The sequence below is a fragment of the Microvirga calopogonii genome, assembly GCF_003347665.1.
In the GTDB taxonomy this organism is placed as follows: Bacteria; Pseudomonadota; Alphaproteobacteria; order Rhizobiales; family Beijerinckiaceae; genus Microvirga; species Microvirga calopogonii.
Genome location: NZ_QDGA01000137.1, coordinates 1 through 11,540, shown reverse-complemented (window position 1 = coordinate 11,540; position 11,540 = coordinate 1). Strand labels below are relative to the sequence as shown.

General features: G+C 55.1%; 10 protein-coding genes and 2 pseudogenes. 8 read left to right on the top strand and 4 right to left on the bottom strand.

Annotated elements, in window-relative coordinates; translation table 11 throughout:
* The 5 genes from DDF70_RS37245 to DDF70_RS39415 form a co-directional block, all read left to right on the top strand.
* A partial coding sequence (locus tag DDF70_RS37245) for a hypothetical protein (RefSeq protein ID WP_205772574.1) occupies positions 1–883 on the top strand: 883 nt, incomplete at its 5' end.
* A complete protein-coding gene (locus tag DDF70_RS37240) occupies positions 880–1,659 on the top strand; it encodes a glycosyltransferase family A protein (RefSeq protein WP_162820860.1) in 780 nt (259 codons plus the stop codon). The genes DDF70_RS37245 and DDF70_RS37240, both read left to right, overlap by 4 nt.
* A gap of 68 nt (positions 1,660–1,727) precedes the next feature.
* Positions 1,728–2,714: a GDP-mannose 4,6-dehydratase gene (locus DDF70_RS33170; RefSeq protein WP_245435749.1), complete on the top strand. Its 987-nt coding sequence runs from the start codon at positions 1,728–1,730 to the stop codon at positions 2,712–2,714.
* Between the two features lie 16 nt (positions 2,715–2,730).
* Positions 2,731–3,453, top strand: coding sequence for a sugar phosphate nucleotidyltransferase (locus DDF70_RS33165; RefSeq protein ID WP_114948844.1), 723 nt, complete (start codon positions 2,731–2,733; stop codon positions 3,451–3,453).
* Positions 3,453–4,379: an NAD-dependent epimerase/dehydratase family protein gene (locus DDF70_RS39415; RefSeq protein WP_114948843.1), complete on the top strand. Its 927-nt coding sequence runs from the start codon at positions 3,453–3,455 to the stop codon at positions 4,377–4,379. Before DDF70_RS33165 ends, DDF70_RS39415 begins: the two co-directional genes overlap by 1 nt.
* A gap of 129 nt (positions 4,380–4,508) precedes the next feature.
* Here the strand turns inward: DDF70_RS39415 and DDF70_RS38500 are convergent.
* From DDF70_RS38500 to DDF70_RS33145, 4 genes and pseudogenes are all read right to left on the bottom strand, one after another.
* Positions 4,509–4,853 (bottom strand): annotated as a pseudogene (locus DDF70_RS38500) (integrase core domain-containing protein); the annotation flags it as partial.
* A 21-nt stretch (positions 4,854–4,874) separates the two neighbouring features.
* Positions 4,875–5,066: pseudogene (locus tag DDF70_RS38495) on the bottom strand (transposase); the annotation flags it as partial.
* 261 nt (positions 5,067–5,327) lie between these two features.
* On the bottom strand, positions 5,328–6,848 hold the full coding sequence (locus DDF70_RS33150; protein ID WP_162820859.1) for a glucosyltransferase domain-containing protein: 1,521 nt from the start codon (positions 6,846–6,848) through the stop codon (positions 5,328–5,330).
* 359 nt (positions 6,849–7,207) lie between these two features.
* Positions 7,208–7,459, bottom strand: a complete 252-nt coding sequence (locus tag DDF70_RS33145) for a hypothetical protein (RefSeq protein WP_114948840.1) — start codon at positions 7,457–7,459, stop codon at positions 7,208–7,210.
* A gap of 388 nt (positions 7,460–7,847) precedes the next feature.
* Here DDF70_RS33145 and DDF70_RS37235 point away from each other — a divergent pair, with 388 nt between their 5' ends.
* The 3 genes from DDF70_RS37235 to DDF70_RS33135 all read left to right on the top strand — a co-directional run.
* Entirely contained in the window at positions 7,848–9,431 is a 1,584-nt protein-coding gene (locus tag DDF70_RS37235; RefSeq protein ID WP_162820858.1) for a glycosyltransferase family protein, read from the top strand.
* Complete coding sequence (locus tag DDF70_RS37230; RefSeq protein WP_162820857.1) at positions 9,428–10,207, top strand: glycosyltransferase family 2 protein; 780 nt, start codon at positions 9,428–9,430, stop codon at positions 10,205–10,207. The genes DDF70_RS37235 and DDF70_RS37230 overlap by 4 nt, the downstream gene beginning before the upstream one ends.
* Positions 10,208–10,395: 188 nt before the next feature.
* The coding region (locus tag DDF70_RS33135) for a UDP-glucose dehydrogenase family protein (protein WP_162820856.1) at positions 10,396–11,540 on the top strand (1,145 nt) is incomplete at its 3' end.

Sequence of the window (11,540 nt, the reverse complement as noted above, 5' to 3'; positions counted from 1 at the left end):
CGGCGTCAATCCCCTGCATCATTATCTGGAGTTTGGTGCAGCAGAGGGGCGCGATCCTTCGCCAAAACCTCCTAAGTATCAGTCCATCCGCCGTGGTCCAAGTCGAAGAGCGATTGCGGCGGCCGCTGAAATAATCGAAGAATTCTCGACTTCAGAGATCGATCTCGCATGGCTCCTGAAGCAGCCGTTGCATACTCTCCCAATTGCGCCGGATTTGCCAGAAGCTGTGTCCGACGGATGGCGTAAACTGTACCTTTCGTTGGGCCGTGTGCCACGAACCGTATTGATTGTGCCATCGCTCGATGACAAGCAACTGCGCCGGCACCTCCAATGTCTAACAAACCAAGCAATTGTGTCTAGCGATCCATCCGCTCTGCTGGTGATCGCCGCCGATGAAGCCTTTCCATCCATTGCTGAGGATCTCCCGCACGAGATCGTCTGGCGTTCACTCGCCGAATTTCGTGCCCACCTTAACCTGCGGGAAAAAGCTGCCATTCTTACTGCACTTATTCAGACTTTGCGACCGGAGTCGATTTTCATTGTCAGTAGCCGGGCAGGATGGGAAGTCATGGCGCGGCATGGCGCAGCCTTCTCTCGACATTCACAGCTTTTCGCAGCGTTGGCTCCTTCTACTTGTGGAGAGAGAAACGCCACCGAAGACAACGATGTGGAAGTGGACTATCTAGAGCAATGCCTGCCTTTCCTCTCCGCAGTTTATGCGAGCGATCCAGAGTGGTTTAAAAAAATCGTTGAACGCTGCGGATTACGAGCTGCCTCAGTCCAAAAAATTCGTTTTCTCCCGGCGGCGGCATCTGATGAGCATTGGCTTTCAGTTCTTTCACAAGAGCCAGGACTTCTCTCGAAGAAGGTGTCATACCTATGAACGCGTCGTTGCCAGACATCACTGCAGTTCTGTGTGTTCACCAGGCAACTCTACTTGCGCCTAGTTCACTTCACAGCCTGATTCGTGCCAGTGAGGCAGCCACCACAGCTGGAATGCAGGTCGAGCTCCTTGTCATGATTGCTTGTCCTCGCGCTGAAATGCGAAGCGATTTAATCGCTGCTTCCAGTTTAGGTGCTCGCGTCATCGAATTTGATATCAACGATTCAGAAATCGCTCGGAATTTAGCGATCGAGGTCGGCCGTGGGCGGTTCTTCGCGTTTCTTGAGGGAAATAATCTATGGTGTCGTGATTGGCTCATCAAAGCCTATAACTGCGCAATGGAATCGCCTTCGCTTGCCGTTTGGCATCCAGAGGCCAGTTTGTGGTATGGGTCTGATTGCGAACCATATTGGATGGTACACGACGACATTGACACTGCGCCTGCGGATTGGGTTTTGCTAGGGCTTAAAAACCATTGGACGTCACAAAGCTTTGCACCGCGCGAAGTCCATGAACGTGTGCCTTATTGCAAAACGGACCTTGCAGCCACCCTTGACTATGAGAACTGGCGCTGGAACACGGAAGCTGTTGCCTGCGGATACCTTCATCGGACTGTGCTGGGCACGTCGCATATCATTCGGGCGGGTTCGAAATCACCCATGGCAGATCCAGAAGCCTTACCTGCCTTGATGCCCGCATCATCATTGTTCCGCAGAAAGATCGGTGTGGCATTGAAACAACATTCACACAAGAGGGTAGAGGCGACCTACCTTTAACCAATATGCCCCTCGACACAGTTGTTTGAGAGATATATGGCCTCTGCTACAAGTTAATGGAGGCTACGTTGGTCGCAGGCAAGAGAGTTCTGGTAACGGGCGCCGCTGGCTTCATTGGAAGTCATCTCGTCGAGACACTCGTACAACGGGACGCAACCGTGACCGCAATGGTGCGGTATAATTCTTCGTCCTCAATCGGGAACCTAGGGTTTTTGCCCGATCCGATCCGTGCCAAGCTCACAGTGATATCAGGAAACATCGAAGACAGCGATTTTGTTTATAGAGCAATCGAAGGGCACGACATTGTCCTTCATCTGGCTGCTCTCATTGCTATTCCATACTCGTACGTGGCACCTCGTTCCTACCTGCGCACGAACGTTGAGGGAACACTAAACGTACTAGAAGCTGCACGACGTCTCGGTACCGGTCGTGTCGTTCATACGAGCACCTCTGAAGTTTATGGAACTGCCTTGCGCACGCCTATTGACGAGGAGCACCCTTTACAGGGCCAGTCACCTTACTCTGCGAGTAAAATTGGAGCGGACAAGATCGCCGAGTCCTATTTTCGCTCGTTTGAGACTCCGGTCGTTGTGCTGCGCCCGTTCAATACGTTTGGACCGCGCCAGTCCGGTCGAGCTTTCATTCCGACTATTATCTCGCAAGCTCTCGATCGTGATGCAATCCATCTTGGGTCGCTCACACCTCAGCGCGATATGACTTTTGTCTCCGACACGGTCGATGGATTCATTCGTGCCGCCACGATTGCTGGGATCGAGGGAGAAACGATCAATTTAGGTACGGGAGAGACCTATAGCATTGGCGATTTCGCCAGCCGCATCTTGCGACTGATGGGTATGGAAAAACCTATCGTGCACGACGCGAGTCGAGACCGACCGAACAAAAGCGAAGTGATGAAACTGGTCTCGGATAACTCGAAAGCCGCCCGGCTTCTAGGATGGCGTCCCAGCACCACTCTGGATGATGGTCTCCGTCAGGCCATAGAGTTCATATCGGCAAACCGCCATCTCTATGCGCCCAATAGCTACACCGTGTGAACCAGAAGGGCAGATCATGCAGGCAATCATCATGGCGGGAGGAAAGGGCTCACGCCTACATCCTTACTCGGCATTGTTCCCAAAGCCTCTTATGCCGCTTGGAGACAAGCCAATCCTTGAAATCCTACTCCTTCAATTGCGCGCGGCAAACGTCACTAACGTGATTATTGCTGTCAATCATCTACGGCATCTTATTGAAGCTTTTTTTGGAGACGGATCTCGCTTCGGACTATCCATAACGTATAGTGTAGAGGATAAGCCCTTGGGCACTGCGGGCCCTATGGGGCTGGTCTTAGATAAACTTGAAGATAACTTTATTCTGACCAACGGCGATCTTCTTACGACGCTGGATGTAGGGCGGATGGTTACGGATCACCTCACGAGTCGTGCGGCGGCGACGATAGGAAGTTATCGTCGTGAGCTTCGCTCGGAGTTCGGCCTACTAGAGGTCGATGGTGACATGCGAATGATCGGATATCGAGAGAAGCCGACTTACGAGCACCTCGTCAGCATGGGATTGTACGTACTGAACCGAGCGGCGGTGCGGCCGTGGCTTGTTCCGGGCGAATATCTCGATATGCCAGGGCTAGTACAGTCAATGGCCCAAGCCGATATGTTGGTTCGCTGCCATCAGCAGAATTGCACATGGCTTGATATTGGTCGCCCCGAAGATTTCGCGTTAGCACAGAGCATGGTGGAAAATGATCCCGCTGCTTTCGCGCCCCGAGGTTTCGGCTGATGCGCATTCTTCTGACGGGTTCCAACGGATTCCTTGGGCGTCACATCCTGATCTCCACTGCCGCATCCGGCGTACATCTTGTTTGCGCGACCCGCGGAGACAAAGGCGACTGTGATAAAACTGTATCGCTCGGACCTGGTCCTTGGGGGCAAGCAGAATTCGAGCATGCGTTGGCTGTCAGTCAGGCCGATGTGGTTCTTCACTGTGTTGGCGCGACCCACAATGGAGACTTCCGTCAACTCTTTGAGGCGAACACTTTCACGGCAGCGGGGCTTCTCGCGGCGGCGTCCACGATGACTAGTCCGCCTCGAATCATCCTTATTGGCTCGGCCGCGGAGTATGGGTTTGTCCCCGCAAATGCTATGCCAGTTTCCGAAGACTACCTATGCCAACCTCGGAGCCAGTACGGCATTTCGAAGTATGCCCAAACGCTCCTCGGATTAGCTGCGTCTGAGCATGGGCTGCCTGTCTTAACAGCACGACTGTTCAATCCCGTTGGGGTGGGAATGCCGAGAAACCTCGCTCTACCCTCCTTTGCACGACGCATCACTATGGCATCAAACGAGGATAGTGTTATTCGCGTTGGAGATATCGAGGTGAGCCGCGACTTCATCGACGTGACAGAGGTCGCACGTATACTCCTGTCGCTGGCCCGTATTCCGCGATGGCCTTGGCCCATTATCAATCTTTGCAGCGGACGAGCCTATAGGCTGGGCTCACTTCTTGAGTCTATGATCGCGGCTAGCGGCCGGAGCTTCGGAATTGAGGTAGACCCAGTACTACTGCGGCCCGGTGACATGCCGGTCCTTACAGGGAGCGTAGAACGACTTTCTGCCTTGGGCCTGCGACCTGCAACGCCGGACTTTGAACGACTGATTCCTGAATTGCTAGCTGAGTGGGAACCTCACGGAAGATTGGACCAGTGAGAGTGAGAGTTTGCGATTACTCTGAACCGATCCCGAAGTTTGGGGGCCCCTGCGGTTAGAAATTTCCGACTTCGGGTGGACTTGGACCCGCCCCGAAAGCTGGACCACGGCCAAGCGGGCTTTCCGGTCTCACGGCTCCATCGGCTGGCTGGGAGCACCGATGGATTTGATGAACTCGCTCGGGGTCTTATGCCCGATCGAGCTGTGTGGTCTTTCGCCATTGTACTCGTGTCTGAACGCCTCACATTTTAGCCTGGCATCAGCCAGAGACAAGAACGAGTTCTGATCGATGCATTCGGCCCGGACCTTGCCGTTGAACGCCTCCACGAAGCTGTTATCGGTGGGTTTGCCAGGACGGGAGAAGTCCAGAACAACCCCATGCTGGTAAGCCCACAGATCGAGAGCACGCGAGACGAATTCGGGACCATTGTCCACCCGAATGGTTTGCGGAACACCATAGAGGCCGGTCACCCGGTTGTCAGCCTCCCGCCTAGCCTGACGACCCCAGGTGAACAGGTGCTGGGGCGACATGCCGTTGCGGCGGGCGACCTCAGACACCACCGCGCCCGGCGCGGTCGCCTCCTCGAGGATCCGCGCCTTCTCATCCGCGGTCCAGCGCCGGCGCCCGCCCGGTCCGGTGATCACTTCCAGGCGCCGCACGGGCCGCGGCGGCGGCGGCTCAAGCATATGGTCAACCATCGACACAAAACGATCCTCAATCCAAGATCGGCAGTCTCGCCTCTCAACGACACGAACGTAAGGTGAGGTCAGAACACCGCTTACGTTCTTGGGGGAGCGACAAGAATTTAATGACGGGAACGAGGCTCGCGTTCACCCGGCGTTCAACCGAGAGGCCGCCGCCTTGCTGGAGACCAGCGGCCGGCTCCTGATGCAGATCGCGACAGAGTTGAGGGATTGTGGCACCATTGTGCCCAGCTGGTAGCCCAATCACGATGGCGGCTTTGTGAGGCATACAATACCAAGTGTACCTATAACGTTGATAGACTCCTCCGCAGGCCAGGTCAATGTGCCTGCACAATGGTCGCGTGCCGTAATCCATTCGGCAGTTGTCGGCTCAGCAAACCGGTAGCCTGTGGTCTGCTCAATTAAACCAATTTTAGCCCAAGCCACAGCCAAAGCTGAGGTATTCATGTCTCCTATCGTCGTTGAAAGTGCAGAAGCTCTCCGCCAATTTCCACCAACCAGTGCAAGCGAAGTGATATTTCGAAAGTCAGTTCGTTGCTCAAGACGTGCAACTATGCGGTTAGCCTCTTGAGCGTCCCAAAGATTTAATCGACGTTGATCAAATAGAATGTGGTTTGAAGCTCCAATATAGCTAATGCAAAGAATACCCGTCGCGGCCGCAAGAGCGCCTCTGATCTGCTTGGACGAGCCATGCCAAGCTATGGCCAGAACACCAGCGGCAAAAACCGAAATAGGGGACAGAACTCTCGGGACGAGCCAAATTACCCCACCTACAAGTGAAGCACCAGATGACCAAAGCAGGCCTCCGCTAAGGAGCCCAAGGCAGACCACAGTTTTGACGAATTTTCCCCTGTGAAGGAGAGGGAAAATTATAATTAGAGTGCCTGAAATGAGCAATCCGATCAGAAGGGTAGAGGTAGAGAGAGAGATCAGGCCAGAATCGGGATAAAGCGCCCATCTCAGGGCACTGCCAAGCGCCTGCAGCTTCTCATTGACTCTTGTGAGTTGAGAGAAATCAGTTCTTGCATCCAAATTGATGCCAGTTACCCGTTTGATGATGCCGAGACACGCAAGATATAGTGCAAGACCTATGGCTATTGACACCAGTGATCGGATTGAATGTGCTAAATTGGCTTTTAAAGTAAGCCTATTCCCAGTGTCATAGATCAGGCGCGCGATGGTAGCTAAAAGCCAAATAGTGCCTACATGCGCTACCGCACTTTGATAGATGCTAAGGGCAAAAGCAGTGAAAGTTGCCCCCCAAAATATTGCCTTCCATCTTGTCTGTAACAAAGTTGCAGCCGCAATCCCTATAGAACTTAGGAATATTGCGAGAGAAATATTAAAAGTGGCATCGGCAAAGTAGAAAAACTCTGTATTGAACGGATGAAGAGTAAAGATTGAAGCGAACACTAAAACTTCAAGTGGAGTTGGCCGCTCAAGGAGCGCCAAAACAAATAGTAGACCCGCCACTACGAGCAGGAAAATGGCTATCCCTAAGGAGGCCGACGCTGCTTCGATCCCGTAAACTCCAAGGACATCGCGCAACCACCAGATAGCTGCCAAGCCGAATCGTCCTTGGGACAATAGAAAGCTATATGTTGCCTCTGGCCCCTTATTATATGCTGCACTGTAAGTATCTATTGAGTAAAGCGGCGCAAAAAGAGCCTGCCCTCGAGCAAGGACCCCTAAGATGAAGGCAAGCAATATTGGCCCTGAATACTTAGCCCACATCATCTGCAGTGCGAAGGCCCCTTTTCTCATTATTAAGTCCTGTGCGTGAAGGTTGGGCATTTGTGTGTGACACTTACTTGGCACTTTTGGTGCTCTAGAAAGTTCTCTTGGGAAGACAAGCCCGCCATATACCCGTAATATGTGGGAGTAGCAACGACCGGCCGCGTTGGACCCGCTAGTGCGTTGACCTATTTGGAGATCCGGGCTGACGGCTGACCTTGGCGAGGATCACTTCAGCTGTTTTGGTCCATATGAAAGGAAATGGAAGGACGTGGCCCGCCATTGTACTCGGCGATGTAACGGTTGATCGCCGACTGCAGATCGATCAATGTGCAAAAGTCGCCGTGCCACAGCGTCGCAAGCCGACCTGTCTCGTCGATGGGTCAGTTTCAGGCTCGGCAGACCGCCTGCAGGACTGCCTCGTAGTCATCCAGCACGGGATGAGAGAGGTGCCGCTCACGCAGGCACAGCCAGTTCCGCCCCACCGGGTTTAATCCAAGCGAGGCCGACGACGGCAGGAGTGTGATGCCCCCCGGTATGTGCAAGGCCCGCGCATCGTGCCAGCCGACGTAATCAAACACGAGCATGGCGTACACACCTGGCCCAAGCTGACGCGAGAAGCGCCCCAGAAAGACAGTCATCGCATCGGCGTGCTTGCCGAAAATAACTCATCCTATTAACAAGCTGTATCCTGCGGAAAGAGTGCGAATGACAATGAGAACAGGCATACTGCGGTACTTGGTAGCCCTGCTCCGAGGGCGCGCGCTTGGGATATCGTATCTTCCACAGAACACGGAAGCTTCTCTGATTGCGAGCGCAGATGACGAGGCATTCATAGCCTATGCATCTGCTCACTTTCAGCCGCAGTGGTATTTGGAAACTTACCCTGATGTGGCTGAAGCTGGTGTTGATCCGCTCTCGCATTGGCTTGACAGCGGCCTATGGGAGGGGCGCTTGCCCGGGCCAAATATCGCTCTACGCCGCTCTGCCGATGGTCACCGTTTACCAAGTGGAGCCTGGAAGCGGTTCATGTGGCGCGGCGAAAGCATCTTTATGTGCGAGAGCAATTCAGCCGATGACGAGGCATTCATAGCCTATGCGTCTGCTCACTTTCAGCCGCAGTGGTATTTAGAAACTTACCCTGATGTGGCTGAAGCTGGTGTTGATCCGCTCTCGCATTGGCTTGACAGCGGCCTATGGGAGGGGCGCTTGCCCGGGCCAAATATCGCTCTACGCCGCTCTGCCGATGGTCACCGTTTACCAAGTGGAGCCTGGAAGCGGTTCATGTGGCGCGGCGAAAGCATTGCGTTGAAGGCTCGTCAAATACCAGATGCGATCATCTCTCAGATTATGGCACAAGGCCACCATGAGCCTGCTGTTTTAGCAGCGGGATCCCTTGCTCTCCCGCTGCTGCCTCATCTCGAAGCTGTGGACTTGTATTCACGCGACGGTGTCAACTCGGACAGCATTCTTTCGGCAGTGCCTGATCACCCAGAGATCGTTTTTATAATACCGCAGCTAGCTACCGGCGACGTGGAGAAATACGCTGCGAGTATCGTGCATGCACTTCTGGATACTCGCCATAGAAGCATCTTGGTGTTCGTGACAGAGCAGACGGCCGTTGCAGCAGGCAATTGGCGAGAGCAAAGAGCTCTTACGCCGTTTCAATCAGCGCATATTGTGTTTTGGCAAGATATCTGTGGCCCCTCTTATAGAGACCCAACGGCACTGGCTAGACTGCTGAATGCGCTCCGACCCGCCGTGACGATTGTCGCCGACAGTCGCGTTGGCCTCGAAATGGTAGCTAAGTTTGGAAGAGGCCTTTCACAGTTTTCTCGGCTTTGTTGTATATACCTAGGTTCAGGTGTCCGAGGCCGGATCGCACCATATAACGTACGATTCCATCGCCAAACTGCCGCATTTTCGCTTACTCTTACCAATAGTGAGGCAGCGGCCAAGGTATTGCGCGACCGACATGGAGAAATAATGGGCCTTGGCATTGCCATTCTGCCATATCGAGTGCAGCCAATCGACGATCGCATCTTCGCAACGCGTCTGGCGAAAAGGGGCGCGCGGATAGCGGAACGTTTACGGCGATGGATAGTATGCCTGTCGTCAGACGATGAGCAAAATGAAACGACCATTCTTGCTGAGCTTGCCCGCCTTAGGCCTCATGATGAATTCGCACTCTTTGGAACAATTGAAGCGAGCCGCACTGGGTCAGGGTTGGGCCCGCCCAACATATTTTATCGTGGTGCACTGGAGGATCTAGTCGAGACAGACTTTGGCTCGTATGATGCCTTTATCTCCATAAGCTTTCGCGGAGGCATGCAATGTACTGTAGTTGAGGCATGCCTACATGGAATCCCGATGATTTTAGCGGATGCTGACGAGTTGCGTGAGACTTTTAACGATACGGCCGCTGTGTTCGTGCGACCCACAGTCATCTCTCAAGAAGCCGCTGTTAGTTTTTCGGCAGCACTTAATTTCCTGGCTAGCCTCGCACCCGCCCAATTGAATACGATGCTGGTGGCTGCACGGGATCAGGCCCTAGCACGTCACGCCACTGCAACCCACGTGAACAGTATGATTGACCTCTTGTATACCCCATGAGCAACAAGCCTGATATTACTGTCACGATTATTTGTCATGCAGAAGGCTCATTTGTTGTGCCTGCATTATCTAGCATGGCAGACCAGGTTGCTACTGCACGAGCCGGCGGTCTCACTGTTGAGACACGGGCCATTCTTGATCGCCCGGATCCCCCGACTCGACATTTAGTTGCGACTAGCGGCGCATGGCTCGATGGCGTAGAAGAAGTCATGTTCGGGGATCTGGGGCTATCACGTAATGCTGGGGCGCGGGCAGCGCACGGCGAGTTCCTAGCATTTCTAGATGGCGATGACCTATGGGGAGCAAATTGGTTGCAACTGGCCCACAAAGCCGCAACTGCTCCGTCCGTGCTGCCAGAAGTAATTTGGCACCCTCAGTTCCTTTTCTATTTCACCGAGAGTGATTTCGACCGACATTCACCGAATTGTGTTCCGCATTCTGCTGCGCGCGCGCATTACATGGAGCATTCGTCGAGCGAAGATCCCGGATTCAGGCGCGAAACGATGTTCTTGAACAATGTGTGGAGTGCAAATGTTTTTGCTGCTCGCTCATTGCACGAGCGCTACCCGTATTCTGCTGTCGATAGAGCAAAGGGTTTCGGTATTGAGGACTGGGCTTGGCACATGGAGACACTATGGGCTGGTGTGGCTCATAACGTAGTAGCAGACACAGTTCATATGATACGCTTGAAAGATACAGGATCGCTTGCTCAACAAAACACGGTTGAGGGTTTGTTGCCCCCTCTTCCTAGTCCGCGCTGTGACCTTCCAACATAAGGTCCACAGCCGAAGGCGAGATCTGTAACAAAAGAGCCACACCGACGACATTTGGATGGAAGCACCTATTGTGGCAAAAAGTCAGATTAGAATTTTGTACACAAAGTGCGAGCGATCGCCTATCGAGTTTCAACGTCAAAGGTCAGATGGACCAAATTGCCTCGTAGAAGCGAAGTGGTATTATTAGGATGCGCATTGCGATGATCGGTTCGGGCTATGTTGGCCTGGTGTCGGGCGCCTGCTTTGCGGATTTCGGGCACGAGGTCTGCTGCGTCGACAAGGACCCGGGCAAGATCGAGGCCCTCAACCGCGGCGCCATCCCGATCTTCGAGCCCGGCCTGGCCGAGCTCGTGGCCAAGAACGTGCGCGAGGAGCGCCTGACCTTCACCACCGACTTGGCCCAGGCGGTCCAGACCGCCGAGGCCGTGTTCATTGCGGTGGGCACCCCGTCCCGCCGCGGCGACGGCCATGCCGACCTCTCTTACGTCTACCAGGCCGCGCGCGACATCGCCGCCGCCATGGACGGCTACACCGTCGTGGTGACCAAGTCGACCGTGCCGGTGGGCACCGGCGACGAGGTCGAGCGCATCATCCGCGAGACCCGGCCCGACGCCGCCTTCGCCGTGGTGTCCAACCCCGAGTTCCTGCGCGAGGGCGCGGCGATCGCCGACTTCAAGCGCCCCGACCGCATCGTGGTCGGCACCGAGGACGCGCGCGCCACCGCCGTGATGACCGAGCTCTACCGCCCGCTCTACCTCAACCAGTCGCCGCTGCTCGTCATGGCGCGGCGCACGGCCGAGCTGACCAAGTACGCCGCCAACGCGTTCCTGGCGACCAAGATCACCTTCATCAACGAGATCGCCGATTTGTGCGAGCAGGTGGGCGCCAACGTGCAGGACGTGGCCCGCGGCATCGGGCTCGACAACCGCATCGGGGCCAAGTTCCTGCATGCCGGCCCGGGCTATGGCGGCTCGTGCTTTCCCAAGGACACCCTGGCCCTGATCAAGACGGCGCAGGACCACGCGGCGCCGATGCGCATCGTCGAGACGGTGGCGGCGGTCAACAGCCAGCGCAAGCGCGCCATGGGCCGCAAGGTGATCGCCGCCTGCGGCGGCTCGGTGCGCGGCAAGACGGTGGCGGTGCTCGGCCTGACCTTCAAGCCCAACACCGACGACATGCGCGATGCGCCCTCGATCGACGTGATCACCGCGCTGCAGGATGCCGGCGCCCAGGTGAAGGCCTACGACCCGGAGGGCATGGCGGCGGCCCAGGCGGTGCTCACCGACGTGGCTTACGCCAAGGACGCCTATGATTGCGCCCGCGGGGCGGATGC

Excerpts from the sequence above, each read along its gene's own strand:
- DDF70_RS37240 (WP_162820860.1), top strand. The coding sequence starts at position 880 with ATGAACGCGTCGTTGCCAGACATCACTGCAGTTCTGTGTGTTCACCAG.
- DDF70_RS33165 (WP_114948844.1), top strand. The coding sequence starts at position 2,731 with ATGCAGGCAATCATCATGGCGGGAGGAAAGGGCTCACGCCTACATCCT.
- DDF70_RS39415 (WP_114948843.1), top strand. The coding sequence starts at position 3,453 with ATGCGCATTCTTCTGACGGGTTCCAACGGATTCCTTGGGCGTCACATC.
- DDF70_RS33150 (WP_162820859.1), bottom strand. The coding sequence starts at position 6,848 with ATGAGAAAAGGGGCCTTCGCACTGCAGATGATGTGGGCTAAGTATTCA.
- DDF70_RS33145 (WP_114948840.1), bottom strand. The coding sequence starts at position 7,459 with ATGACTGTCTTTCTGGGGCGCTTCTCGCGTCAGCTTGGGCCAGGTGTG.
- DDF70_RS37235 (WP_162820858.1), top strand. The coding sequence starts at position 7,848 with ATGTGGCGCGGCGAAAGCATCTTTATGTGCGAGAGCAATTCAGCCGAT.
- DDF70_RS37230 (WP_162820857.1), top strand. The coding sequence starts at position 9,428 with ATGAGCAACAAGCCTGATATTACTGTCACGATTATTTGTCATGCAGAA.